The sequence below is a fragment of the Martinezella rhizogenes genome, assembly GCF_007002745.1.
In the GTDB taxonomy this organism is placed as follows: Bacteria; Pseudomonadota; Alphaproteobacteria; order Rhizobiales; family Rhizobiaceae; genus Agrobacterium; species Agrobacterium cucumeris.
On record NZ_SGNY01000003.1, the window covers coordinates 1 to 25949 of the forward strand.

Here is a 25949-nt window from a genome sequence, read left to right on the forward strand (position 1 = left end):
CTCGCGACAAGTTCTGCGAACTTGCGCTGGTAACGCGGGGTGGAGCAGCCCGGTAGCTCGTCAGGCTCATAACCTGAAGGCCGCAGGTTCAAATCCTGCCCCCGCAACCAAATCCCCTAAAAGACTACCATACAATAAAATCCCCTCCCGCCGCGGTGGGCTTTTGCGTTCCAAGCACTCAAATACCCATGCATCATCTGGGTCGTAATCTGCCTCTCTTTCTGTGCCGATCCAGCCGTTCGAGATTGCCATAAATCCGGATTTGGCCATGATGCGCAAATCATCCAACGCAGAAGAAAGACGCCGTGACCGCCGAACCTTTGCAGATACTCAAGACCATCTACGGCTATGATACATTCCGTGGACGCCAGGGTGAGATCATCCAGCATGTCTTGGCGGGAAACAATGCATTCGTCCTCATGCCGACGGGTGGAGGAAAGTCGCTCTGTTACCAGATCCCGGCGCTTGCACGGGCGGGAATGGGGCTTATCGTATCGCCGCTCATAGCGCTGATGGTCGACCAGGTGGCTGCCCTGCGTCAGGCTGGTGTGCGGGCCGAGGCGCTCAATTCCGATCTTTCTCTGGAAGAGCGCAGGGCGCTTTGGCAGGATATGCGGGCCGGTAAGGTCGATATTCTTTATGCCGCGCCGGAAACCCTGCTCAAACCCGATGTTCTCGACGCGCTTCAATCCATTGACCTGTCGTTGATCGCGGTCGATGAGGCGCATTGCCTGTCGCAATGGGGGCATGATTTCCGCCCGCCTTACCGTCAGCTCGACACATTGATCGAGCGTTTTCCCGACACGCCGCGCATGGCGCTGACGGCGACCGCGGACGAGCCCACCCGCGCCGAGATTCTCGGCCATCTGGGCATCGATGACAAAGATGCTTTCATCGCCGGCTTCGACCGTCCTAACATCCGCTATGCGATCATGGAAAAGGACAATCCCCGCGCCCAGCTGAAACGTTTTCTCAATGGCCGGGAGAATGAAAGCGGAATCGTTTATTGCCTGTCGAAACGCAAGGTGGATGAGACGGCAGCGTGGTTGCGGGAAGAGGGGCGAGATGCGCTGCCCTATCACGCAGGTATGGACAAGGCCGCCCGCGAAGAGAACCAGACCCGTTTTCAACATGGTGAGGCGGTGATTATCGTTGCGACGGTCGCTTTCGGCATGGGCATCGACAAGCCGGACGTGCGTTTCGTTGTCCATATCGATCTGCCCGGTAGCATCGAGGCCTATTACCAGGAGACCGGCCGCGCCGGTCGTGATGGTCTGCCCTCAGACGTGCTTATGCTCTACGGTTATGAAGACATCGCTTTGCGCAACCGCTTCATTGAAGAATCAGACGCCGCGGACCAGCGCAAACATATGGAGCGCCAGAAGCTTGATTCCCTGCTCGGTCTTGCGGAAACGGCGGGCTGCCGCCGGCAGATATTGCTCTCCTATTTCGGCGATCGATGCGAGCCCTGTGGTAACTGTGATACCTGCGCCGAGCCGCCGGATCTGTTTGACGGGGCGATAGCCGCGCAAAAGCTGCTCTCCTGCATTTACCGCACCGGGGAACGTTTCGGTCAGGCCTATGTCATCCGCGTCTTGCTGGGCGTCGAGGACGAGCGGATTTCCCGTTTCGGGCACGATCAGATCACCACTTACGGGATCGGCAAAGAGCATGACAATCGCACCTGGCGCGCGATTTTACGGCAACTGGTTGCGCTGCGTCTGATCGAGGTGGATCTGTCCGGACATGGCGGATTGTCGATTTCTGAAGACGGGAGGCGGTTCCTGCGCGAAAAGCCATCCCTGATGCTGAGAATACCGTCTGCGCCCCGCTCGACCCGACAGCAGACGCCGCGTAGTGCCGCATCGACAGCTTTGCCGGAGGCGGATCGTGGTCTCTTCGAGGTGTTGCGCGCGAAGCGCATGGAAATTGCCCGCGCGCAGAACGTCCCGCCTTATGTGATTTTTCACGACAAGACCTTGATCGAACTCGCTGCTGCGAAACCGGCCTCGGCGAGGGAGATGGCGCAAATCCCCGGCGTCGGAGACACCAAGCTGGAGCGTTACGGCCCCGCCTTTCTGGAGGCGATCATGCAGCACGCCGCTGGCGAGTGACTGGTAGATTAATTCGGCAAGACCAGCTTTGGGGATAGTCAGTTAAAGGGTAAAGACTCAGCCGGTCGTGTCCTTAAATAGAACGTTCTGATCGATGAGATAACGGGAGAACAGGGGCAGGCTTGCCCCCCCGATCGCCCGGGCCTGGCTGCCGACCGCGCCCTCGATGATCTCCGGCAGCGTGACGCCCTGAAGGTCGTGGTGTTTGAGAGCAAGCCGGGTGGCAGAGACGATCCTCGCTCTGACCCAATCGGGAAAACCGCCATCGATGATGACACTGGAAAAGTCGATGATGGAGGCGGCGGCGATGACGGCCTGCGCCAGCGCGGCGGCCGTCTTGTTGATCCAGCTTTCCAGCGGTTCGCCGAAATCGATCCATTCGTCGGGTGAGAACCAAAGGGGACGTGGATCGATACCCTTTTCGCGCAGCATGTTCTCCAGAACGAAGATCGACGCGATTTTCAGAAGCTGAACCGTATTGCCATCCTGTCCCTGCACCGGCAGGGGCCCGATTGCGCCAGCGGTGCCCGTTTTTCCGGAGAACAGCGCCGAATTCAAAACGACGCCGCCACCGATGAAGGAGCCGATGAAGATATAGAGAAAATCCGGGTAGTTCTGGCCGGCGCCAAAAACCAGTTCTGCACCGCAGGCACTGGTCGCGTCATTCTGCAGAAAGACCGGGTAGTTGACGCCTTCGGCAATTTCGGAGCGGATATCAACATCCCGCCACCGTTCCATTTCGGCCTGCGGCGCGCCCACTTCCTGGGCCCAGTTCCACAGCTCGAATGGGGCGGCGATACCAACTCCGGTGATTTTTTGCCGTTCCGCCGGGGACAATTTCGATTCGATCTCCGTGATCCCTTCGATCACGAACGGCAATATCCATTCCGGCAGGGGATAAGGGTAAGTCTTGCGCAGCTTGAGTTTGATCCGGCCGACAAAATCCATCAGCACGAGATCGACACTGCGCCGGCCGATCTTCACGCCAAACGAAAAGACGGCGTCGGGATTGAGACGCATGGGTGTCGATGGTTGCCCGACTTTTCCGCGCAGTCTTTCACCACGAATGAGAAGGCCGTCTTTCTCCAGCGAGCGCATGATGACCGATACGGTTTGCGCCGAAAGGCCGCAAAGCCTGGAGATTTCGGCTTTCGACAATCCGCCATGGCGGCGAACGAGCGACAGCACCAGCCGCTCATTATAAGCGCGCACCCCGATCTGGTTGGCACCGCCGCTGATATCCATAATGGTGGGCGGCGCAGGCGGCGCCGTCTCGACAGATCGTCTCATAATGTCATCCTCCCGCCCGCTATATCCGTCACGACCGATACCTGCAGGCTTTATGGCAATCTTGCTATCGCAACGTAAACAACGGTGGCGATATTCCTCCCTGCCGCACATTAGAATGCCATACCGAATTAATAATTCAATCGGATTTATTTATTGACAGGCGTTTCCTTTGGTGGTTCCATCTGGGCCAACGGTCGTTGTTCTCGGAGGAGACGAGATCGTCGGGTAACCGTCACGGTGCTCAAATATCCATTGGGAGGATCTCATGAAGACCACTGTTTCCGCTCTTCTGGGCGCGCTTGCGCTTGGCGTTTCTTTCGCTTCCGTCGCGTCCGCGGCAGACACATCGGTGTGCCTCATTACCAAAACCGACACCAATCCCTTCTTCGTCAAGATGAAGGAAGGCGCGACCGCCAAGGCCAAAGAACTTGGCGTGACGCTGAAATCCTATGCCGGCAAGATCGACGGCGATTCCGAAAGCCAGGTTGCAGCCATCGAGACCTGCATCGCCGATGGCGCCAAGGGTATCCTGATCACCGCATCGGACACCAAGGGCATTGTTCCGGCCGTGCAGAAGGCGCGTGATGCCGGCCTTCTGGTGATCGCTCTCGACACGCCTCTGGAGCCTGTCGATGCCGCCGATTCCACCTTTGCCACCGACAATCTTCTGGCAGGTGAGCTGATCGGCAAATGGGCCGCCGGCACCCTTGGCGACAAGGCCAAGGACGCAAAAATCGCCTTCCTCAACCTCACCCCCTCCCAGCCAACGGTGGATGTGCTGCGTAACCAGGGCTTCATGAAGGGCTTTGGCATCGACGTGAAAGACATCAACAAGATCGGTGATGAAACCGATCCGCGCATCGTTGGCCATGACGTTACCAATGGTAACGAAGAAGGTGGCCGCTCGGCCATGGAAAACCTGCTGCAGAAGGATCCGACCATCAACGTCGTTCACACCATCAATGAACCTGCGGCTGCCGGCGCTTACGAGGCGCTGAAAGCGGTTGGTCGTGAGAAGGACGTTCTGATTGTTTCCGTCGATGGCGGTTGCCCTGGCGTCAAGAACGTCGCGGAAGGCGTAATCGGCGCGACCTCGCAGCAATATCCGCTGCTGATGGCGGCTCTCGGCGTGGAAGCCGTCAAGAAGTTCGCCGATACGGGTGAAAAGCCGAAGCCGACCGAAGGCAAGAGCTTCGTCGACACTGGCGTGACGCTGGTGACCGACAAGCCAGTCAAGGGCCTCGACTCGATCGACACGAAGGAAGGTCTCAACAAGTGCTGGGGCTGATGCCTCTCCATTGAAACCCGCGGGGGCATTCTTGCCCCCGCCCTTGGACCAGAATGATTTCAGCCACGATCCGGGGGATCGGACAAAGGAACAAACGAGCGCGCCGCGCGTCCCGCAGACACGAGATTGGCCCGCTTCACAACACTTTGAATCTACGCGTCATTTTATTGAGAAATAGACCCTTGCTTCAAGGGCGGATGCGATAGAGCGATCGGGAGGAAAATCCATGAGCGATCAGCCGGTGCGGGCTCAGCCGCATAATGAATTTGAAAATGTGCTTTCGGGAAGTTCGACGCAGGTCGCCGCTTTCGACACGCACGACAAGAGTGTTCTGGAAAAATTCCAGTACTTTCTGCATTCCAGCCCGGCGGCCGTGCCGCTGATCGTGCTGGTGCTGTCGTTGACTGTCTTCGGCATGACCCTTGGCGGCAAATTTTTCTCGGCCTTCACGCTGACCCTTATCCTGCAGCAGGTGGCGATTGTCGGCATCGTCGGCGCAGCGCAGTCGCTGGTCATCCTGACGGCGGGTATCGATCTGTCGGTGGGCGCCATCATGGTATTGTCCTCCGTCATCATGGGACAGTTCACCTTCCGTTACGGCCTGCCGGCGGAACTCTCCATTCTCTGTGGTCTTGCTGTCGGCGCATTCTGCGGCTTCATCAACGGCATTCTGGTCTCGCGCATGCGCCTGCCGCCCTTCATCGTCACGCTCGGCATGTGGCAGATCGTGCTGGCGACGAATTTCCTCTATTCCGCAAACGAGACGATCCGCGCACAGGACATCGCTCAGCAGGCGCCCATTCTGCAGTTCTTCGGAAATAACATCCGTCTGGGAAGCGCGGTCTTTACCTATGGCGTCATTGCCATGGTTCTGCTCGTTGCTCTGCTCTGGTATGTGCTCAACCGCACCGCCTGGGGCCGCCATCTTTATGCCGTGGGTGACGATCCGGATGCTGCCGAACTGGCCGGCGTCAACGTCAAGCGCATGCTGACGACCGTTTACACCCTGTCCGGCCTCATCTGCGCCTTCGCCGGTTGGGCCCTCATCGGCCGCATCGGCTCGGTTTCGCCGACCGCCGGCCAATTTGCCAATATCGAATCCATCACGGCTGTGGTTATCGGTGGCCTGTCGCTGTTCGGCGGGCGCGGCTCGATCATGGGCATGATTTTCGGCGCCCTGATCGTTGGTGTCTTTTCGCTCGGCCTCAGGCTCATCGGAACTGACCCGCAATGGACCTATCTGTTGATCGGTGTCCTCATCATCATGGCTGTCGCAATCGACCAGTGGATCAGAAAGGTAGCAGGCTGATGGCAAAAGAACCTATTCTCACAGCACGCAATCTCGTCAAACGTTATGGTCGCGTGACCGCCCTCGACCATGCCGATTTCGATCTCTATCCCGGAGAAATCCTGGCGGTTATTGGCGACAATGGCGCCGGCAAATCCTCGCTCATCAAGGCGATTTCCGGTGCGGTGACACCGGATGAGGGAGAGATCAGGCTGGAAGGCCAGCCTGTGCAGTTCCGCTCGCCGATCGAGGCGCGCAAGGCGGGTATCGAAACCGTCTATCAGAACCTCGCGCTCTCGCCGGCACTTTCCATAGCCGACAATATGTTCCTCGGCCGGGAAATCCGCAAACCCGGCATTCAGGGCAGCGTGTTCCGGGCGCTGGATCGTCCGGCCATGGAAAAATTCGCCCGCGAGAAACTCTCGGAACTGGGTCTGATGACGATCCAGAACATCAATCAGGCGGTGGAAACCCTTTCTGGCGGCCAGAGGCAGGGTGTGGCGGTAGCACGCGCGGCGGCTTTCGGCTCCAAGGTCGTCATCCTCGACGAACCGACGGCAGCACTTGGCGTGAAGGAAAGCCGGCGTGTTCTTGAACTCATTCTTGACGTGCGTTCGCGCGGTCTGCCGATCGTTCTGATCTCGCATAACATGCCGCATGTGTTCGAGGTGGCGGACCGCATCCACATTCACCGGCTGGGCAAGCGCCTGTGCGTCATCAATCCAAAGGACTATTCCATGTCCGACGCCGTCGCCTTCATGACCGGCGCCAAGGAAGCGCCGAAGGAAACGCTTGCCGCATGACGCTGAAGCTTGAGACGATCGCTGAAGACGTTCTTCGGCGGGCAGAGGGCAAATCCCGTTTTATCATTGCCATTGCCGGTCCCCCTGGGGCCGGCAAATCCACGCTGGCGGACGCGCTTTGTGATGCTTTGCTGGCGCGAGGCGAAACGGCCGCCGTGCTGCCCATGGATGGCTTCCATATGGACAATGGCATCCTTGAAGAGCGTGGGCTGCTGCCGCGCAAGGGCGCGCCCGAAACCTTTGATGTGCGTGGCTTCCTCGATATCGTCTCTGCCGTCCGCAGGGGCGGGCAGGAGGTGCTTGTCCCGGTTTTCGACCGCTCCCGCGAAATCGCCATTGCGTCCGCCCGCGCCATCGCGCCGGAGACACGCTTCATTCTGGCTGAAGGCAATTATCTGCTGCTGAATGAGGCCCCATGGACGGCGCTTTCCGAGAGCTTCGACCTTACTATTTTCGTTGGGCCGTCGGTCAACGTGCTTGAAGAGAGGTTGCGGAGCAGATGGCAGGGCTACGGCCTCGATGCAGCTGCGATCCACGCCAAACTTTTTGAAAACGATCTTCCCAACGGTAAAAGGGTGATCGAGAACGCCCGCCCTGCCGATATTCACATCGATATCTGGGAATAGGTTAACGCTTTCTCGTCACTGAGCGGCAAGGCGCATTTGCCGTTAAGCCTTTGTTGACCATGTGTTGAATCTTTTTCATCCATAGGGTGGGGCTTTTGTGTGTCTATTTATTGACGAGAAAATTTCCTCATATACTATATGTGGTGTTCAAGGTTCTCCCGATTCGCAAGCGTCGGGAGCTAAGACGGGAATTCGGTGAGCAACGCCATCATGGCGGAACAATGCCGAAACTGCCCCCGCAACTGTAAGCGGCGAGCATCGTTCCGATTTGGGTCACTGGAGCCAAAAGCTCCGGGAAGGCCGGGATAGATGTTGTGACCCGTAAGTCAGGAGACCTGCCTTGAGCGAAAACGTCCACGGGCGGGGTGTCCGGAAGGAAGGTATGGCGCAAATGAATTGCGTTCGCCCTTTTCTGACCCCTTCCAGAACAAGCTTCGGGGTGAAGTCATGCCAGTGCATTTTTTTAAGTTCCTGCGCTCGTCGGCGTAGAGAGTGATTTTACGCGGCCAGAAGCGTTTTCAGGATAACCGGGACAAACGGTTTCCGTCCGGAAATGTGACAAACCCTCTAAGCCGTGCGCCCCACCTGAATGACAGATCCATCGCCACCCGATTGCGATTGCAATCGGCAATGTTGAGCCGTGTCCAAGAACGGCTTCGAAAGAGGAAATTATGACCGTCACCGTTTACAGCAAGCCCGCCTGCGTCCAATGCACTGCCACCTATCGCGCACTCGACCGCATCGGCGTTAGCTATGAGATCGTCGATATTTCCGAAGATGCGGATGCGCTCGATCACGTTCGCGGCCTTGGTTACATGCAGGTTCCCGTGGTCGTCGCCGGCGAACGCCATTGGGCGGGTTTCCGGCCGGATATGATCGGCGCGATCAGCTAAGGCGGCAGCGTGATGGGGCTGATCGTTTATTATTCCAGCCGCTCTGAAAACACGCATCGTTTCCTTCTGAAACTGGGGCGGCGATTATTGCGCCTGCCACTCGGCGCCGAGGAGGATGTGCCTCATGTGTCTGAGCCCTATGTGCTCGTCACCCCCACCTATGGGGGCGGCGGCACGAAAGGGGCCGTGCCAAAGCCGGTCATCCGGTTCTTGAACGAGCCCTCCAACCGAAATCTCATTCGCGGCGTCATCGCGGCGGGAAACACGAATTTTGGCGCAGCTTTCGCATCCGCCGGAGATATCGTCTCGCGCAAATGTGCCGTGCCGTTTCTCTATCGCTTCGAGCTTCTCGGCACGGAGGAAGATGTCGCCAACGTCAAACATGGATTGGAACGATTTTGGACACGCTGACCTCAGGCGCGCTGCGCAAGGACGCCAAACAGCCGGTAGCTGCAAGCCAGAAACCGGTTGATACGGGACTGGACTACCACGCGCTGAACGCGATGCTGAACCTCTATGACGAGAACGGAAAGATCCAGCTCGACAAGGATCGCCTTGCCGCCCGGCAATATTTCCTCCAGCACGTCAACCAGAACACGGTGTTTTTCCATAACCTCAGGGAAAAACTCGATTATCTGGTAACGGAGGGATATTACGAACAGGAGGTACTGGATCAGTATTCCTTCAATTTCGTCCGCGATCTCTATGACGAAGCCTATGCCCGGAAGTTCCGCTTTCCGACTTTCCTCGGGGCGTTCAAATATTACACCTCCTACACGCTGAAGACATTCGACGGAAAACGTTATCTGGAGCGTTATGAGGATCGCGTCTGCATGGTGGCGCTGGCTCTCGCGCGCGGTGACGAACAGCTTGCCCGCGACCTGATGGATGAGATCATTTCCGGCCGCTTCCAGCCGGCGACCCCGACGTTCCTGAACGCTGGCAAGAAGAGCCGCGGTGAGCTGGTCTCATGTTTTCTGCTACGCGTGGAAGACAATATGGAAAGCATCGGCCGCTCCATCAATTCGGCGCTGCAGCTTTCAAAGCGCGGCGGCGGCGTGGCGCTGTCCCTGACCAATATTCGCGAATTCGGCGCACCGATCAAGCACATCGAAAACCAGTCTTCCGGCGTCATTCCTGTCATGAAGCTGCTGGAAGACAGCTTTTCCTACGCCAACCAGCTTGGCGCGCGTCAGGGCGCGGGCGCAGTCTATCTGCATGCCCACCACCCTGACATCATGCGTTTCCTCGATACCAAGCGCGAAAATGCTGACGAAAAAATCCGCATCAAGACCTTGTCGCTCGGCGTGGTAATCCCTGACATCACCTTCGAACTCGCCCGCAACAACGAGGATATGTACCTGTTCTCGCCCTATGACGTGGAGCGGGTCTATGGCGTACCGTTGACCGAGATTTCTGTCAGCGAAAAATATCAGGAGATGGTCGCGGATAGCCGCATCCGCAAGAAGAAGATCAAGGCGCGCGAATTCTTCCAGGTGATCGCCGAAATCCAGTTCGAGAGCGGTTATCCCTACATCATGTTCGAGGATACGGTGAACCGCGCCAATCCGGTCGCCGGCCGTATCAGCATGAGCAATCTTTGCTCGGAAATCCTGCAGGTCAGCGAGGCAAGCGAATTTAATGCCGATCTTTCCTATAGCCATATGGGCAAGGATATCTCCTGCAATCTCGGCTCGCTGAACATCGCCTCGGCGATGGATTCGATGGATTTCGGCAAGACGATCGAGACCTCCATCCGGGCGCTGACGGCGGTATCGGACATGAGCCACATTTCCTCCGTTCCTTCGGTGGAAAAGGGCAATGATGCGAGCCACGCCATCGGGCTTGGCCAGATGAACCTGCACGGTTATCTGGCGCGCGAACGCATCTTTTATGGTTCCGAAGAAGGCGTCGATTTCACCAATATCTATTTCTACACCGTGACCTATCACGCCATCCGCGCCAGCAACCGGCTGGCCGTGGAACGGGGCCAGAGCTTCAAGGGCTTTGAGAACTCCAAATATGCCTCGGGCGACTATTTCGACAAATATACCGATCGGGAATGGTTGCCCGCGACGGAAAAGGTCCGTGAGCTGTTCGAAAAAGCCGGCATTGCCATTCCAACGCAGGAAGACTGGACGGCGTTGAAGCAGGACGTGATGGCATCGGGTCTCTATAACCAGAACCTTCAGGCCGTACCGCCAACCGGTTCGATCTCCTATATCAACCACTCCACCTCTTCCATTCATCCGATCGTCTCGAAGATCGAAATCCGTAAAGAGGGCAAGATCGGCCGCGTTTATTACCCGGCTTCCTATCTTTCTAACGACAATCTCGAATATTATCAGGACGCCTATGAGATCGGCCCTGAAAAGATCATCGACACCTATGCGGCGGCTACCCAGCATGTCGATCAGGGCCTGTCGCTGACGCTGTTCTTCCGCGATACGGCGACGACACGCGATATCAACCGGGCGCAGATCTACGCCTGGAAGAAGGGGATCAAGACCATCTACTACATCCGTTTGCGCCAGATGGCGCTGGAAGGCACGCAGGTTCAGGGCTGCGTTTCCTGCACGCTCTGATTTGAGGGACAAGAGAATGAACATCGCCGTAAAAACCGCGTCCCGCATCCGCGCGGTCAACTGGAACCGCATCGAGGACGACAAGGACCTCGAAGTCTGGAACCGCCTGACCTCGAATTTCTGGCTGCCGGAAAAAGTGCCGCTTTCCAACGACATTCCTTCCTGGGGAACGCTGAAGCCCGAAGAACAGAAGCTGACGATCCGCGTCTTCACTGGGCTGACTTTGCTCGACACCATCCAGAACGGTGTCGGCGCCGTGCGGCTGATGGCGGATTCGGCAACGCCGCATGAGGAGGCGGTGCTTTCCAACATCTCCTTCATGGAGGCCGTGCACGCCCGTTCCTATTCGTCGATCTTTTCGACACTATGCCTCACGCCTGACGTTGACGACGCCTATCGCTGGTCTGAGGAAAACGAGTTCCTGCAGCGCAAATCAGCGCTGATCATGCGGGAATATGACAGCGGTGACCCGCTGAAGAAGAAGATCGCCAGCGTGTTTCTGGAAAGCTTCCTGTTCTATTCCGGCTTCTACCTGCCGATGTTCTGGTCAAGCCGCGCCAAGCTCACCAACACGGCGGATTTGATCCGTCTGATCATCCGCGACGAGGCTGTGCATGGTTATTACATCGGCTACAAATTCCAGCGGGCGGTGGATCGTCTGGGCGAGGCAAAGAGACAGGAAATCAAGGACTTCGCCTTCGATCTCTTGCTCGAGCTTTATGACAACGAGGCGAAATATACCGAAGACCTCTATGACGGCGTTGGCCTGACCGAGGACGTCAAGCAGTTCCTGCATTACAATGCCAACAAGGCCCTGATGAATCTGGGTTACGAAGCGCTGTTTCCGGCCGAGGCCTGCCGCGTCAACCCGGCGATCCTCTCGGCACTCTCACCCAATGCCGATGAAAACCACGACTTCTTCTCCGGTTCCGGCTCGTCCTATGTCATCGGCAAAGCCGTTGCCACCGAAGATGAAGACTGGGATTTCTGAGACCGGAGAACGGTAAGAACCCGCAGAAACTACTGCGGGTTCACCACCTGGCTCGCAAGGCGGAAGGGGCTGGAGACGGTCGCGCCGATCGCATCGAAAACGAAGGCACCCGCACTGTTGATGTCGCCCCCGCGTCTGCTGGATTCCAGCTGCGGTACCATCGAGGCCAGCGCCGCATAGCGGTCATGGTTGAGCGGATCGGAAGCCTCGAGTTTGGAAATGTCGATGAACTGCACGCCCTCCTTCAGGGCGGCTTCCTGTACCTGTGGGTCGGTCACGTCAAGTGCGCCGATGCGGGTGACATCCGCGCCCAAAATGGAGGAAGCCTTAAGGGCGCGGTCGTCCTTGGAAACGAGAACGGTGAGCGGCGGGTTGAGCCGGCCCACCACCTCGATCTGTTTGCGAAACACATCGGCATCGATGTCAGGTGCTGCCAGCACCACCTGCAGCTTGGCGAGCGCGTCGTTCCTGCCCTGCAAGCGCAATTGGCGCAGCGCCTCCATGACCAGCCAGCCACCCATGCTGTGGCCAAACACAACAACGCTTTTTCGCGGGGTCTGCCGGGTAAGGTCGATCAGCACACCCGCCAGCGCATCACGCGAGAAGGTCGCCGATTCCTTGTCGGCCACGTAACCGGTGACGTTGGCCTGCGATGGCCAGGAGAACACCAGCGGCACGCCATCCATCTTGGCATCGGCAGCCATTTGCGCGGCGCGGAACAGGGCTTCCTGATAGCTGTAATTATAACCATGCACAAAAAGCGCGATCTGCTTGCCGGACCGGGCGACGTCGCCAAGATCGGCATTGAAGCTCGGCTTCGTCAGCATATCGGCGCGGGTAACGACAAAATCCTTGTTCGGGTCTGGCTTGCCGCTGGCCCACTCGATTTTTCCACTTTTATGAGTGGGAGGAATAGAAATGTCGAAGCTTGCATAATTCGGCTCCATTGCCCGTTCCGTGCCAAACCCCTTTTTTGCGTCCGTGTTTTTCTCCCGTGTGCTCACCACATAGGCCGTCACGATTTTCGTGCCGTGGGTCTTGGTGTTTATGGCCTGCAGCACGTCCGCCCCCGGCCTGCCTGCACAGGATGAAAGAAGACCGAGAGTGAGAAACAGCGTAAAGATCAGGCGCATGAATGGGCTACCGATGATAAGGAACGGCTCATAAATAACCGGCCGTCCGAAAAGTTGCTACTGGAGAATGAATTGCCTTGCTGTGACGGTCTTTCATGCGGATGGGCATTCCCCTTCTTGCCATCCGGCCATGTTCGTTTTAGGCCGTACAGATGACGAACAAGGTGTCGCTTTTACGGCTGAAACTCACGGACTTCCGCAACTATGCGGCGGCGTCGCTCACACTTGATGATCGCCATGTTGTGCTGACCGGTGATAATGGCTCAGGCAAGACCAATCTGCTGGAGGCCGTCTCGTTTCTTTCACCCGGCAGGGGCCTCCGCCGGGCCACCCTGTCCGATGTTACCCGCGTCGGCGCGGACGCCGGGTTCTCGATCTTCGCTGATGTCGAAGGCATGGATGGCGAAGTTGCCATCGGCACCGGGATTGAAGGTGATGGCGAAGTGGTGTCGCGTCGCCTGCGGCTGAACGGCACATCGGTAAAATCCGTCGACGAACTGACCGATCATCTGCGCGTGCTGTGGCTGACGCCCGCCATGGACGGCCTTTTTACCGGCTCGTCATCAGACCGTCGACGTTTTCTCGACCGGTTGGTGCTGTCGCTCGATCCCGCCCATGGCAGGCGGGCAAGCGATTTTGAAAAGGCAATGCGCGGCCGCAATCGCCTCCTGTCGGAAGGCCGTTTTGATCCGGTCTGGCTGGACGGCATCGAAAAACAGATGGCCGAACTCGGCATTTCCATGGCGGTTGCCCGTTATGAAATGCTCGGCCTGTTGAAGGCCCTGATTGAGGGACGGGCCGGCAACGCTGCTTTCCCGTCGGCGGCGCTTGCGCTCTCCGGCTTCATGGACGGCGGGCTTCATCGGCCGGCTGTCGATCTGGAAGATGAATATGGTCTGATGCTGCGGGAGGGCCGGTATCGGGACGCGGCGGCAGGCCGCACGCTGGATGGCCCGCACCGGGTTGATCTTTTCGTACGCCATGCGGAAAAGAACATGGAAGCGGAACGCTGTTCAACCGGAGAGCAGAAGGCATTGCTGGTCGGGCTGGTGCTTGCACATGCGCAGCTGACCGCCAATATGACGGGACATGCGCCCATTCTGCTCCTGGACGAAATTGCTGCGCATCTGGATGAGGGCAGACGTGCCGCCCTGTTTGATCTCATCCATGCGCTGGGCGGCCAGAGTTTCATGACCGGAACGGATGCGGCCATGTTCTCCGCCCTTGGCGGGCGGGCGCAGTTCTTCAATGTTTCCCACGGGAGCGTCACGGGATGACCATAGAGAGATGGAGGGCGAGATGGACCCGCTGAGCCCGGAAGAGATCGAACGCTACAAGCGCCACATCCTGCTGCCGGAGATCGGTGGTGCCGGCCAGCAGCGGCTGAAAGCGGCGCGCGTGCTGGTCATCGGCGCGGGGGGTCTCGGCGCGCCCGTCCTTCATTATCTTGCCGCCGCCGGTGTCGGCACGCTCGGCATGATTGACGACGATGTCGTTTCCCTGTCCAACCTCCAGCGACAGGTGATTCACGATAGCGGCACGATCGGTGAGCTGAAAACGCAAAGCGCCCGCAAGGCCATCGCCCGTCTCAATCCACATGTCCGCGCGCTGGTTTATGATGAGCGCTTTTCGCAGGTCTGGGCGCATGACCATCTGCCCTCCTTCGATCTGCTGATCGATGGTTCGGATAATTTCGATACGCGTTATGCCGCTGCCGATGCAGCGGAAGCGGCGAAGAGGCCGTTGGTCACCGGCGCCGTCGGCCGTTTCGATGGCTCGGTTACCGTGTTGAAACCCTATGAAACCAACGCCGACGGCGCTCTTCTGCCGGGCTATCGTGATCTGTTTCCGGAGCCGCCGCCGCAGGGCCTCATTCCCAATTGCGCCGAAGCCGGCATCGTCGGCGCGCTGACGGGGGTGGTCGGCACCATCATGGCCATGGAGGCGATCAAGCTGATAACAGGTGCCGGTGAGCCCCTGATCGGCCGCCTGCTTCTTTATGATGCCCTGTCGGCCCGTTTCGAAACCGTTCGTTACAAGCGCCGGCCAGCGGGAAAGAAACCATGATCGAGATCGCAAGGGTGGGGGAAAAATTCGATCGCTGGCAGGAATTGCTGGCGCTCATCATGGCGTCCTTCGCCTATATGGATGGCGTCATCGATCCGCCGTCGTCGGCCCATCGACTGACGCTGGAAAATCTTGCCGAGAAGGCGAGGGCGGAGATCGCTTTCGTGGCGCTTGACGGCGATGAGCTGCTGGGCTGCCTGTTTTGCCGGCCGGAGCCGCCGGCCTGCCTTTATGTCGGCAAGCTTTGTGTTTCCCCGAAAATGCAGGGAAAGGGCATCGGCAGGATGTTGCTTGAAAGAGCTGAAACACTGGCTGGCGAATTGGCACTTCCGGCGCTACGCTTGGAAACGCGCATCGAGCTTGGTGCCAATCACGCCAAATTCGCCGCCTGGGGTTTCGTCAGGACCGCTGAAAATGCCCATGCCGGTTATGATCGCACAACCTCGATTGAAATGACGAAATTCCTCGGCTGAGGCCTTTCAATCGTTGCAGCAAAACCGGTATTGTGAAAAGGCCTATCGCAGCAGGCCGGATTGCAGCATTTGCGCGATAAAGACAGCGGAAACTTGGTCGATGCCCGTTTCGGGCTGAACGTCGCCTGATCCGACCCGCCAGACGCGCTTGTCCGCTCCGCTGACCAGCTGAATTTCCGTCGTGACCTTATGCGTCACCGGTGCTGTCATCGCGGCTTCCGCCATCTGTTTCATAAGGTGCGCAGACGGCATGCGGCCACCGTCACCGAGGTCATCCGGCTTTGCGCCCGCCTTCAGCTTTTTGAAGGCCGGTTCGGCATCCGGAACGACGCAGTTCATCTTGATCCGCGCCAGGAAGACACCCGTGGGCAACTGCGCTCCGATGCGTGCTGGTTCAGCCTGGCAGCGCGCGCGCTTCGTGCTTGCCACCCACAATTTTGCAAACTCAGTCTGCTGTTCGCTTGTGGTCCCATTTGGCGCGTTGGAACTCTTATATTTAAGCTGCCAGGCGACCGGATCGGCAACCAGTTCCATATCGACGTAACGCGGACCGCCATCCGCAGAACCCCATTCTTTATCCAGTCGAGCCATGCTGCTGCGGTCAAAATTCAGCCAGGCACGATAATAAAGTTCCGCTGTCTCTTCGGGCGAGAGTGAAGCGGCTTGGACGGGGCTGCTGCCCAGAACAAGCAAGGCGGAGATGAGCAGCAAAAACTTCGCCGGGATTCCCATTGACCTTCCCTCCACGCGATAATCAGACGAGGATTTCTTTAGCTGATTTAGCTACGCCCCGGAAGCACCCGGTTCGGCGGACGGTGTCCATCGAACAGCGTACGGATGTTGATGATGACCTTGTCACCCATTTCGATGCGCCCTTCGATCGTCGCCGAGCCCATATGGGGAAGCAGGACAACCTTGCCTTCCTTGGCGAGCTTGATGAGCTTGGGGTTCACTGCAGGCTCATTCTCATAGACATCGAGACCGGCACCGGCGATTTTTCCTTCGCGCAGGCACTGGATCATCGCCGCTTCATCGATGATATCGCCGCGCGCCGTGTTGACGATGTAGCTGGTCGGCTGCATCAGCGCCAGCCGCCGCGCCGAGATCAGGTGGTAGGTAGCGGGTGTCGAGGGGCAATTGACGGAGACAATATCCACGCGCGCCAGCATCTGGTCGAGGCTGTCCCAATAGGTCGCCTCAAGCTCCGTCTCAGTCGCCGGGTTAACGCGTTTGCGGTTGTGATAATGAATGGAAAGGCCGAAGGCCTTGGCGCGCCGCGCAACTGCGGTTCCGATGCGACCCATGCCGACAATGCCGATGCGTTTTCCGGAAATGCGCCGCCCCAGCATCCAGGTCGGCGACCAGCCCAGCCATTCGTCCGAACCATTGGCAAGCACGCGCGTGCCTTCGATCATGCGGCGCGGCACGGCCAGCACCAGTGCCATGGTGATATCGGCGCTGTCTTCGGTCAGCACATTCGGCGTATTGGTAACGGTAATGCCTTGCCTGGCCGCGGCATCAACGTCGACGTGGTCTATGCCGTTGGAAAAGCTGGCGATAAGCTTCAGCTGCGGTCCGGCCTTCTCGATCATGGCTGCAGTAATGCGGTCGGTGACCGTCGGCACCAGCACATCCACCCGCTGCATGGCGGCGACAAGCTCCGCCTCGCTGCGCGGCGTATCATCGATGTTCAGTTCGGCATCGAAGAGTTCGCGCATTCTGGTCTCGACGACGTCAGGCAATTTGCGGGTGATATAGACTGTCGGTCTCTTCTTGTGGGTCATCGTTTGCCGCTGCCTTGTTCAGAAGTCATTAACCAGAAAGAGCGATAATTTCTTTCAATCAGGGCGTTTCTACCAGACCCGCCGGCGAAGACAAACAAAACTCGCCGAGGCTCGAGGCATGTGGAACCGAGCCTCCTTAAAATATCATCCGGTTTGCAGAAGGCGGGAAACGGAAATGGGCATGCGCAGTGTGGTTTCTATCGTTTGCATTGCATTGTCTCTGGGCCTCCTCGGCGCGGCCACCGAAGCCATGGCGCAGGGTGCCGCCAAGGGCGCAAGTGGTCTGCCCCTGCCGCGTTTCGTCAGCCTGAAATCCAAGCGTGTTAATATGCGCATTGGCCCCAGCACGGATTATGCCGTGTCGTGGATGTATCTGAAATCGGGAATGCCTGTCGAAATCATCCAGGAATATGAAAACTGGCGGCGCATCCGCGATGCCGATGGCACGGAAGGCTGGGTCAACCAGGCGCTGCTGTCCGGCGAGCGCACGGCCGTCGCAGCTCCATGGATGCGTGGCAAGGGCAAGGAAGTTTACGTGAACATGCGTCGCGAAGCGCAGTCGGGTGCTTCGGTCATCGCCAGGCTGGAGCCGGGCGTCGTCTTCAGGATCGGTGAATGCAACGGCGACTGGTGCCGCGCCGAGGCCGGTCAGGCCTCGGGCTGGGTATCGCAGGGCGAAATCTGGGGTGCTTATCCCGGTGAGGCCTTTAAATAAGGCCGTGCTTTGCGCCAAGCGCCTTGAGCGATGACATCGGGCGCGGCCCTACCTGCTGAATGACGGCCGCGGCCGCAAGGCAGCCGAGCTTGCCGCAATCTTCGAGCGATCGGTCCTGCGTATAACCGAACAGGAAGCCGGCGGCGAAAAGATCGCCTGCACCCGTCGTGTCGACCACGTCATGCACGGGATAGGCTTCTACCTTCACCCGTTCCGTACCACGCAGGATAACGGCACCTTCTTCGCTCATCGTCACCGCCGCGATCTTGCAGTCGGCGGCAATTTTCGTCAGCGCCAGCTCGAAATCATCGGTCTCGTAAAGCGAAAGCGCTTCCTGCTTGTTGGCGAAAACAATGTCCACCGTGCCGGAGCGCATCAGGTCGAGAAATTCCTCGCGGTAACGGCCGACGCAGAAACTGTCGGACAGCGTCATGGAAACTTCGCGGCCGTTTTCATGCGAAATGCGGGCGCATTCGCGAATGGCGTCCTTGGCGCGCGGCGGATCCCAAAGGTAACCTTCGAAATAGGTGACCTTGGTCTGCGCCACGACGTCTTCTTCCACGTCCTCCGGCCCGAGATCGACGCAGGCGCCGAGATAGGTGTTCATGGAACGCTCGCCATCTTCGGTCACGAAGATCATCGAACGGGCGGTGGGCGGAAACGTGCCTTCCGGCTTGGTTTCGAAATAGACGCCCTGCGCACGGATATCGTGCTGGAAGATTTCTCCGAGCTGGTCTTCGGCGACCTTGCCGAAATAGGCGGCCTTGCCGCCGAAATTCGCCACACCGGCCGCCGTGTTACCCGCGCTGCCGCCGGAGGCTTCTAGAGCCGGCCCCATCAGCGAATAAAGCAGCTCGGCGCGTTCCGCATCGATGAGGTTCATCGCACCTTTGGTAATGGCATTGTCGTTAAGGAAGCGGTCATCGCAGCGAGAGATGATGTCGACGATGGCATTGCCGACAGTCAGTACGTCGAATTTCGTCATGGGGCCCTATCCGGTTCGCACGAGGCGTGTGCGTATTTTCAAACGGTCTTAAACATTTCTGGCGGCAAGAAAAGCCCAAAGGGAAAATATGCGGTTCTCCCCTGGAGAGGAAGAAACGCGTCATCTGCCTGTAATGTGGTTAAGCTATTGCTCCTTCCAGAGCAAAAGGTGTGTGAATGCGTACCGGAATGGAAGACATGATGGTCTTCTGGCTCAACCGTTATCTCCGCCACGGATGTACTGGCGGCGTATAACGGACATAAAAGGCGGGGGAAACCCCGCTTTTTCTTTGCGCTGACGCCGCGGAATGCGGGGTATGTGGCAGCGAAGACCATTCCCGGTGATGGCGCTTGACCGGTCTGGCTCCCACGGCATGCGATCCGCAATCGGGCGAAAACAAAGACGCTCAGCGTTTTCGCGATTCCATTCCGGCGGAAAACGCTCTAAAGCGGAGTATCTCCCGCAAAGCCGCGAAAGCTTTCCCTCCATGTCTGCCGTTGCCGCTAACGTCGCTCCGATTTTCATTCTCATCCTGATCGGCTGGCTTACAGTCAAGGCCGGTCTGTTCCGTGCCGATGCCGGCGAGATTCTCAGCGATTTTGTGTTCAAGATCGCCGTACCGACACTGATCTTTCGCACGCTTGCGGAAGCGAACTTCCACGGTGCGTCGCCCTTCCGGCTCTGGATTACCTATTTCGCCGGCGTGGCCGTGACCTGGACAATCGGACATATCGTCACCCGTTACGTCTTCAAGCAGGATGTGCGTATCGCTGTCATTGCCGGGATTTCCTCGGCCTTCGCCAATAATATCTTCATCGGCCTGCCGCTCGTCGGCCGGTCCGTTGGCGATGAGGGGCTGGTGGCGCTTTCCATTCTGCTGGCCATCCACCTGCCGGTCATGATGATTGCCGGCACGATCCTGATGGAGAACGCCACGCACAAGGCCGTCGGGGGTGAAAAGCGAAGCATGGCTGCGGTCTTCAAACAGGTCGGTCGCAACCTCGTTACCAATCCGCTGGTGATTGGCCTTGTGATTGGCCTTTCAACCAATGTTTCCGGTGTGACGCTGACACCCATCCTCAAAACCGTGGTCGATCAGATTGCTTCAATGGCAGGGCCTGCAGCGCTCATCTCGCTCGGCATGGCGCTGACGAAATACACCATTCGCGGCAATCTTGGCATAGCCCTTACCATGACGGTGTTCAAACTGCTGCTCTTGCCCGCCTGCGTGTGGGCTATGGGCCACGCTCTTGGCCTTAGCCGGGAATGGACTGCGGCCCTTGTGCTCACCTCGTCGGTGCCGACGGGGGTGAATGCCTGGCTGATCGCCAATCGCTTTGGTATCGGCCACAGCGTCGCGGCCTCCACCATCAGCATTTCCACGGCGACCGGCGTTCTTTCCGTGTCGCTGTGGGCATGGCTGCTGAGCTGACCGCCCTGCTGAATTGATTATTTCTGGGCGCTGAGGATCTTGAAGCGGGCATTACGGCACACCTCGGCGCTGGTGCGGAACTCCGCTGCCAGTACCGGCTCATAGGGCATGCCGCGATTGGCAACCATCAGCAGCTTGCCGCCGCTGCGAAGCGCGCCGGCTGCCGTCTTGATGAAAGCCTGACCGAGAGCGGGCTCTGCCGCCTGTCCCGCCGCGTGGAAAGGCGGGTTCATGATGATGAGATCGTATTTTTCCTTCGGCGGTTCGTTCGCCAGATCCTGCCAGAAGAAACGTGCCGTCAGTCGTGGATTGTTTTCAAGAAGATTGGTCTTCGCAAATTCAAGCGCATTCCAGTCCGCCTCAAACAGGTCGATGCGGGCCGTGCGCGGCGATTTTTCCGCCAGCATTACCGAGAGGTAACCCCAGCCCGCGCCAAAATCAGCGGCGTTGCCGTCAAAATCGGTCGGCAGGCGCGATGCGAGAAGCTCCGAGCCGTCATCGACGCGGTCATGTGAGAACATGCCGGGCAGGGCGGTGAAGCGGCCTTCAACCGTCACGGGCTTCTGGGCAAGCTTCGAGAGAGCCGAGGAAACATCGTCCGGACGTTTGAACCAAAGCGCGACACCATGGTATTTCGGCGTCGAGTCGGCCTCGATGCCAAGCTTTGCCAGCGTCTTGCGCAGCGTCACGATGCCGTCTTCCTTTGATCCCGCCGCGACGATCAGGCCGCCGGCTTTCACGCGGGACAGTGCTTCCGCGACGCGGTTTTCGTTCTCGCCACGATGTTTGCCGCACAGCAACAGCGCCGCATCGTAATCCTCGCCCGAAATGTCCGGGGTGACCTGCGCGCCCTGCGCCTGCAGAGCCCGGTAAAGTGGCCGAAGATGCTGAACGGCAATGATCTCCGCGTCAAAACCATCCAGCCGCGGGCCAGCCTCCGCTCCCAGAAACAGAACGCGTTCGCCCTCTTTCGGCATATCGAGCATTTCTGCGGCAAAGGGGTGGAAAAGGGTTTTAACAGCGTCGCGGCTCATGGGAGCGTCCTTAGGGCATTTCCAGGAAAAGCGGGACTGCTTTTACATCTGGACAATGCGTTAAATCAAAGAGTTAGATCTCTCTGGCGGTGAGAAGGAAAGCCAAAGGATCTAAGCGGGATAGAAAAAAGGCGCGGGCAGAACCCGCGCCTCGATAGGGTCTGGCGGCGCGACCTTATTCGGCAGCGGCTTCGCCGTCTTCCTTCTTCTTGTCGGCAGCAACTTCCTGACCGGTTGCCTGGTCGACAACCTTCATGGACAGGCGAACCTTGCCACGCTCGTCGAAGCCCATCAGCTTGACCCAGACCTTGTCGCCTTCCTTGACGACGTCGGAGGTCTTGGCCACACGCTCGGAAGCGAGCTGCGAGATGTGGACGAGGCCGTCGCGGGCGCCGAAGAAGTTGACGAAAGCGCCGAAGTCAGCGGTCTTTACGACCGTGCCTTCGTAGATGGCGCCGACTTCCGGTTCAGCAACGATCGAGTGGATCCACTTGCGGGCTGCTTCGATTTCCTTGCCGGAAGAAGAAGCGATCTTGACGGTGCCGTCATCTTCGATGTTGATCTTGGCGCCGGTCTTTTCAACGATTTCGCGAATGACCTTGCCGCCGGAGCCGATGACTTCACGGATCTTGTCGACCGGGATGTTCATGACTTCGATGCGCGGTGCGAATTCGCCGAGCTGGCTGCGGCTCTCGGTGATGGCGTTGGCCATTTCGCCGAGAATGTGCTTGCGGCCACCCTGTGCCTGCTCCAGAGCGATTTTCATGATCTCTTCGGTGATACCGGCGATCTTGATGTCCATCTGCAGCGAGGTGATGCCGTCGGCCGTACCCGCAACCTTGAAGTCCATGTCGCCGAGGTGGTCTTCGTCGCCGAGGATGTCGGAGAGAACCGCAAAGCGCTCGCCTTCAAGGATAAGGCCCATTGCGATACCGGCAACCGGCTTTGCCAGCGGAACGCCGGCATCCATCAGTGCAAGCGAGGTGCCGCAAACCGTTGCCATCGACGAAGAGCCGTTGGACTCGGTGATTTCGGAAACGACGCGCAGCGTGTAGGGGAACTGTTCCGCAGTCGGCAGCATCGGACGGATCGCGCGCCATGCGAGCTTGCCGTGACCGATTTCGCGACGGCCCGGGGAGCCCATGCGGCCTGTTTCACCGACCGAGTAGGGCGGGAAGTTGTAATGCAGCAGGAAGCGTTCCTTGTACATGCCGGTGAGGCTGTCGACATACTGTTCGTCTTCGCCGGTGCCGAGCGTCGCAACAACGATCGCCTGGGTTTCACCGCGGGTGAACAGCGCCGAACCGTGCGTGCGCGGCAGCAGGCCGACTTCCGAAATGATCGGACGAACGGTCGACAGGTCGCGGCCGTCGATGCGGCTCTTGGTGTCGAGAACGTTCCAGCGAACGATCTTCGCCTGCAGGTGCTTGAAGACGGCGCCGATTTCTTCCGGGCTGTACTTGGCTTCGCCTTCTTCCGGCAGGAAGTGGGCCTTGACCTTCGCCTTCACGGCATCGACGGCAGCGTAGCGGGCAGCCTTTTCGGTGATCTTGTAGGCGGTGCGCAGTTCGGTTTCGGCCAGAGCCAGCATTTCGTTTTCGAGCGCGGAGAAATCTTCCGGTTCGAATTCGCGGGGTTCCTTGGCGGCAACTTCGGCGAGCTTGATGATCGCGTCGATAACCGGCTGGAAGCCCTTGTGGCCGAACATGACGGCACCGAGCATGATCTCTTCGTTGAGTTCCTTGGCTTCCGATTCAACCATCAGAACGGCGTCGGAGGTGCCGGCAACAACCAGATCAAGCGTGGATTCTTCCATCTCGTCCAGATGCGGGTTCAGAACATATTCGCCGTTGATGTAGCCAACGCGCGCGCCGCCGATCGGACCCATGAACGGGATGCCGGAAAGGGTCAGCGCTGCCGAAGTGGCGACCATCGACAGAATGTCGGGGTTGTTTTCCAGATCGTGCTGAATGACGGTCACGACAACCTGCGTGTCGTTCTTGTAACCTTCAGGGAAAAGCGGGCGGATCGGGCGGTCGATCAGACGCGAAACGAGGGTTTCGTTTTCGCTCGGACGGCCTTCGCGCTTGAAATAACCGCCGGGGATCTTGCCGGCTGCATAGGTCTTTTCCTGGTAGTTGACGGTCAGCGGGAAGAAGTCCTGGCCGGGCTTCGGAGACTTTGCGGAAACCACGGTCGCGAGAACCATCGTCTCGCCGTAGGTTGCGATGACGGCGCCGTCAGCCTGACGGGCAACCTTGCCGGTCTCGAGCTTCAGCGGGCGGCCTGCCCATTCGATTTCCACGGAGTGCTTATTGAACATATCTTGTCCTTGTTTGTACTTGCCCGCCTTATGGGGGGCGAAGAACGACGCAATCACGGGCAAGACAGCGGGAGGCTTTTAAGGTGCAAGCATCCGGCAATCCTGCCCCATGACAGGTCTGCGGTTGAAAAGGCGGCACCGGCCCATCCGGGTCACCCTTATCGTCCGGGGGCCACAGCTGCGGCAAACGCCCGGAAATTCATGCGGCCTTCAGAAGACCCAATATAAAAACCGGCGGGTATCGTTGTGAAACCCGCCGGGCACAAGTTTTAGCGGCGAATGCCGAGAGCACCGATCAGCTTGGTGTAACGGGCTTCGTCCTTCTTCTTCAGATAGTCGAGAAGCGAACGACGGCTCGAAACCAGCGTCAGAAGGCCACGACGGGAGTGGTTGTCCTTCTTGTGGTCCTTGAAGTGACCGGTGAGGTTGTTGATCCGCTCGGTCAGGATTGCGACCTGAACTTCCGGAGAACCGGTGTCACCTGCCTTGGTGGCATATTCCGTGATGAGGGCGGCTTTGCGCTCTGCAGTAATCGACATCGTACGATCCTTTCTTGTTTTAAGGAAAAACGGGGACGCCTAGAGCCGGGATGTCGTCCAGCTCTGGCCATTCAGCAGCATAGGCAAAGCCCAAGCTGGCGCTGCCTATAAACTATTCCGGGTACAATTGAAAGAGGTGATTGACTGGGCCTCGCGGAGCATTTCCAGGAAAAACGCACGCGGTTTTCCGTCCGGAAATACATGAAGACAGTCTATTTCAGCCAAAAACCCGCTTTGGCCGAAACTCTCCCTCACCGATTTCGCCGATCGCGACCAGCTTGCCCTGCGCGGTGGCATAGGCTTCCGGATGATTGGCCGGCGCGTCGCGCCCGCGCAGCAGGATGGGGTTGCCCATCTTCAGCCGGTGTGCCTGGTCGTCGTTGATGATGAGATGCGGAAGTGAAGAAAGCGCCTGCGCCGTGTCGATCAGAAAGGCGTCCAGCGCCTCGACCCGCTCGTCGCGGTCTTCGATGGCTTCCAGCGCAGTCAGTGTTTCGAGCGGCACCATCATGTCTTCGCCAAACGGGGCGACCATTGTGCGGCGCAGTTCCGAAATATGGCCGAAACAGCCGAGATCGCTTCCCATGTCACGTGCCAGTGCCCGCACATAGGTGCCCTTGCCGCATTCCACTTCGAAATGCGCGGTATCGGCGTCGGGGCAGGCAAGCAGCGTCAGGCGGTGAATTTCCACCTCGCGTGCCGGGATTTCCACCGTCTCGCCGTCACGCGCCAGATCATAGGCGCGCTCGCCGGCAATCTTGATCGCGGAAAATTGCGGCGGTGTCTGCAGGATCACACCGGTATAATTGGGCAGAAGATCGCGGATCGCCTGTTCGTCCGGGCGCTGATCGGAGGAATTGACGACCTCGCCTTCCAGATCGTCGGTTGCGCGCTGCTCACCCCAGGTGACGGTAAATTCGTAGATTTTCCGGCCGTCCATGACGTAAGGCACGGTCTTGGTGGCATCGCCGAGGGCGATCGGCAACATGCCGGAAGCCAGCGGATCGAGCGTTCCGGCATGGCCTGCCTTCTGGGCATTGAACAGCCACTTGATCTTGGAAACGGCTTCGGTGGAGCCGAAATCGAGCGGCTTGTCGAGGATCAGCCAGCCGGAGATCGGGCGGCCCTTGGGTTTGCGGTGCTGCTGTTTGTGTGGTTTGGACATGCTTCAGTTCTGTTCGTCGTCTTTTTCGTTTGAAGGTCCAAGATCGCGCTGCACCTCCGGTGACCGCAGGAGTGCGTCGATCTTCTGGTAATTGTCGAAACTCGTATCGTCGCGGAAACGCAGCTCCGGCATGTATTTCATCTGCCGCAGCTGCGGACCGAGACGGCCGCGCATGAATTTCGCGTGGCGGTTCAGCGCGCTGATGATGTCGGTGTGATCCGCAACGCCAAGCGGCGTCACGTAAGCTGTCGCGATCTTGAGGTCAGGCGACATGCGCACTTCCGAGATGGAAATGACGGTGCCTTCGATCAGGTCGTCGCGGACTTCGCCACGCTGGAGAATTTGGGTAAGGGCGGCGCGCACCTGTTCGCCAACACGCAGCATGCGTTGCGAAGGGGCCGATGATGTTGCTTTTGCCATG

General features: G+C 58.5%; 24 protein-coding genes, 1 tRNA gene and 1 riboswitch. Of the genes, 15 read left to right on the forward strand and 10 right to left on the reverse strand.

Annotated features, from left to right (window positions below; translation table 11 throughout):
* The first annotated feature begins 33 nt into the window (after positions 1 to 33).
* Both EXN68_RS10080 and recQ read left to right on the forward strand, forming a co-directional pair.
* Positions 34 to 110: transfer RNA gene (locus EXN68_RS10080), tRNA-Met, on the forward strand.
* Positions 111 to 305: 195 nt separating this feature from the next.
* A complete protein-coding gene (recQ, locus tag EXN68_RS10085; protein WP_142840709.1) occupies positions 306 to 2114 on the forward strand; it encodes a DNA helicase RecQ in 1809 nt (602 codons plus the stop codon).
* A gap of 57 nt (positions 2115 to 2171) precedes the next feature.
* Here recQ and EXN68_RS10090 read toward each other — a convergent pair whose 3' ends face one another.
* Entirely contained in the window at positions 2172 to 3404 is a 1233-nt protein-coding gene (locus tag EXN68_RS10090; RefSeq protein ID WP_142840710.1) for an ROK family transcriptional regulator, read from the reverse strand.
* 265 nt (positions 3405 to 3669) lie between these two features.
* Between EXN68_RS10090 and EXN68_RS10095 the strand changes: the two genes are divergently transcribed.
* The 8 genes from EXN68_RS10095 to nrdF all read left to right on the forward strand — a co-directional run bounded on the left by EXN68_RS10095 (position 3670) and on the right by nrdF (position 11878).
* Positions 3670 to 4692: a sugar ABC transporter substrate-binding protein gene (locus EXN68_RS10095; protein WP_142840711.1), complete on the forward strand. Its 1023-nt coding sequence runs from the start codon at positions 3670 to 3672 to the stop codon at positions 4690 to 4692.
* Positions 4693 to 4918: 226 nt separating this feature from the next.
* Positions 4919 to 6001 (forward strand): ABC transporter permease, encoded by a 1083-nt coding sequence (locus tag EXN68_RS10100; protein WP_142840712.1) that lies wholly within the window; start codon positions 4919 to 4921, stop codon positions 5999 to 6001.
* Positions 6001 to 6783, forward strand: coding sequence for an ATP-binding cassette domain-containing protein (locus EXN68_RS10105; protein ID WP_142840713.1), 783 nt, complete (start codon positions 6001 to 6003; stop codon positions 6781 to 6783). Before EXN68_RS10100 ends, EXN68_RS10105 begins: the two co-directional genes overlap by 1 nt.
* Positions 6780 to 7409 carry a nucleoside triphosphate hydrolase gene (locus tag EXN68_RS10110; protein ID WP_142840714.1) on the forward strand — a complete coding sequence of 210 codons (630 nt, stop codon included), beginning with the start codon at positions 6780 to 6782 and terminating at the stop codon, positions 7407 to 7409. Before EXN68_RS10105 ends, EXN68_RS10110 begins: the two co-directional genes overlap by 4 nt.
* Before the next feature lie 133 nt (positions 7410 to 7542).
* Positions 7543 to 7766, forward strand: a riboswitch (cobalamin riboswitch).
* A 314-nt stretch (positions 7767 to 8080) separates the two neighbouring features.
* Positions 8081 to 8302, forward strand: coding sequence for a glutaredoxin-like protein NrdH (gene nrdH, locus EXN68_RS10115; protein ID WP_142840715.1), 222 nt, complete (start codon positions 8081 to 8083; stop codon positions 8300 to 8302).
* Positions 8303 to 8314: 12 nt separating this feature from the next.
* Positions 8315 to 8713, forward strand: coding sequence for a class Ib ribonucleoside-diphosphate reductase assembly flavoprotein NrdI (nrdI, locus tag EXN68_RS10120; protein WP_142840716.1), 399 nt, complete (start codon positions 8315 to 8317; stop codon positions 8711 to 8713).
* Positions 8701 to 10887 (forward strand): class 1b ribonucleoside-diphosphate reductase subunit alpha, encoded by a 2187-nt coding sequence (gene nrdE / locus EXN68_RS10125; RefSeq protein ID WP_142840717.1) that lies wholly within the window; start codon positions 8701 to 8703, stop codon positions 10885 to 10887. The genes nrdI and nrdE overlap by 13 nt, the downstream gene beginning before the upstream one ends.
* A 16-nt stretch (positions 10888 to 10903) precedes the next feature.
* Positions 10904 to 11878 (forward strand): class 1b ribonucleoside-diphosphate reductase subunit beta, encoded by a 975-nt coding sequence (nrdF, locus tag EXN68_RS10130; protein WP_142840718.1) that lies wholly within the window; start codon positions 10904 to 10906, stop codon positions 11876 to 11878.
* A gap of 29 nt (positions 11879 to 11907) precedes the next feature.
* Here the strand turns inward: nrdF and EXN68_RS10135 are convergent, their stop codons facing one another.
* On the reverse strand, positions 11908 to 13011 hold the full coding sequence (locus EXN68_RS10135; RefSeq protein WP_142840719.1) for an alpha/beta hydrolase: 1104 nt from the start codon (positions 13009 to 13011) through the stop codon (positions 11908 to 11910).
* Between the two features lie 152 nt (positions 13012 to 13163).
* On the opposite strand from EXN68_RS10135, the gene recF reads away from it, so the two are divergent.
* Genes recF through EXN68_RS10150 form a run of 3 tightly spaced genes read left to right on the forward strand, consistent with a single transcriptional unit; the run spans position 13164 to position 15551 of the window.
* Complete coding sequence (recF, locus tag EXN68_RS10140; protein ID WP_142840720.1) at positions 13164 to 14288, forward strand: DNA replication/repair protein RecF; 1125 nt, start codon at positions 13164 to 13166, stop codon at positions 14286 to 14288.
* Positions 14289 to 14310: 22 nt separating this feature from the next.
* Positions 14311 to 15078 (forward strand): molybdopterin-synthase adenylyltransferase MoeB, encoded by a 768-nt coding sequence (locus EXN68_RS10145; protein ID WP_142840721.1) that lies wholly within the window; start codon positions 14311 to 14313, stop codon positions 15076 to 15078.
* Positions 15075 to 15551 (forward strand): GNAT family N-acetyltransferase, encoded by a 477-nt coding sequence (locus tag EXN68_RS10150; protein ID WP_142840722.1) that lies wholly within the window; start codon positions 15075 to 15077, stop codon positions 15549 to 15551. The genes EXN68_RS10145 and EXN68_RS10150 overlap by 4 nt, the downstream gene beginning before the upstream one ends.
* A gap of 42 nt (positions 15552 to 15593) precedes the next feature.
* Here the strand turns inward: EXN68_RS10150 and EXN68_RS10155 are convergent, their stop codons facing one another.
* Both EXN68_RS10155 and EXN68_RS10160 read right to left on the reverse strand, forming a co-directional pair.
* Entirely contained in the window at positions 15594 to 16283 is a 690-nt protein-coding gene (locus EXN68_RS10155) for a hypothetical protein (protein WP_142840723.1), read from the reverse strand.
* Between the two features lie 47 nt (positions 16284 to 16330).
* On the reverse strand, positions 16331 to 17335 hold the full coding sequence (locus EXN68_RS10160; protein WP_142840724.1) for a 2-hydroxyacid dehydrogenase: 1005 nt from the start codon (positions 17333 to 17335) through the stop codon (positions 16331 to 16333).
* A 181-nt stretch (positions 17336 to 17516) separates the two neighbouring features.
* Here EXN68_RS10160 and EXN68_RS10165 point away from each other — a divergent pair, with 181 nt between their 5' ends.
* Positions 17517 to 18050 carry an SH3 domain-containing protein gene (locus tag EXN68_RS10165; RefSeq protein WP_193559512.1) on the forward strand — a complete coding sequence of 178 codons (534 nt, stop codon included), beginning with the start codon at positions 17517 to 17519 and terminating at the stop codon, positions 18048 to 18050.
* Here EXN68_RS10165 and EXN68_RS10170 read toward each other — a convergent pair.
* Positions 18043 to 19035 carry an adenosine kinase gene (locus EXN68_RS10170; protein WP_142840726.1) on the reverse strand — a complete coding sequence of 331 codons (993 nt, stop codon included), beginning with the start codon at positions 19033 to 19035 and terminating at the stop codon, positions 18043 to 18045. The two genes, EXN68_RS10165 and EXN68_RS10170, sit on opposite strands and share 8 nt — an antisense overlap.
* Before the next feature lie 487 nt (positions 19036 to 19522).
* Here EXN68_RS10170 and EXN68_RS10175 point away from each other — a divergent pair, with 487 nt between their 5' ends.
* A complete protein-coding gene (locus EXN68_RS10175) occupies positions 19523 to 20467 on the forward strand; it encodes an AEC family transporter (protein WP_142840727.1) in 945 nt (314 codons plus the stop codon).
* Between the two features lie 17 nt (positions 20468 to 20484).
* Here the strand turns inward: EXN68_RS10175 and EXN68_RS10180 are convergent, their stop codons facing one another.
* The 5 genes from EXN68_RS10180 to rbfA all read right to left on the reverse strand — a co-directional run bounded on the left by EXN68_RS10180 (position 20485) and on the right by rbfA (position 25948).
* Positions 20485 to 21501: a class I SAM-dependent methyltransferase gene (locus EXN68_RS10180; RefSeq protein ID WP_142840728.1), complete on the reverse strand. Its 1017-nt coding sequence runs from the start codon at positions 21499 to 21501 to the stop codon at positions 20485 to 20487.
* 175 nt (positions 21502 to 21676) lie between these two features.
* Positions 21677 to 23824: a polyribonucleotide nucleotidyltransferase gene (pnp, locus tag EXN68_RS10185; protein ID WP_142840729.1), complete on the reverse strand. Its 2148-nt coding sequence runs from the start codon at positions 23822 to 23824 to the stop codon at positions 21677 to 21679.
* A gap of 269 nt (positions 23825 to 24093) precedes the next feature.
* A complete protein-coding gene (gene rpsO, locus EXN68_RS10190; RefSeq protein WP_006309908.1) occupies positions 24094 to 24363 on the reverse strand; it encodes a 30S ribosomal protein S15 in 270 nt (89 codons plus the stop codon).
* A gap of 217 nt (positions 24364 to 24580) precedes the next feature.
* Positions 24581 to 25528, reverse strand: coding sequence for a tRNA pseudouridine(55) synthase TruB (gene truB, locus EXN68_RS10195; RefSeq protein ID WP_142840730.1), 948 nt, complete (start codon positions 25526 to 25528; stop codon positions 24581 to 24583).
* A 3-nt stretch (positions 25529 to 25531) separates the two neighbouring features.
* Positions 25532 to 25948, reverse strand: a complete 417-nt coding sequence (gene rbfA, locus EXN68_RS10200) for a 30S ribosome-binding factor RbfA (protein WP_006309910.1) — start codon at positions 25946 to 25948, stop codon at positions 25532 to 25534.
* Position 25949: the final 1 nt, after the last annotated feature.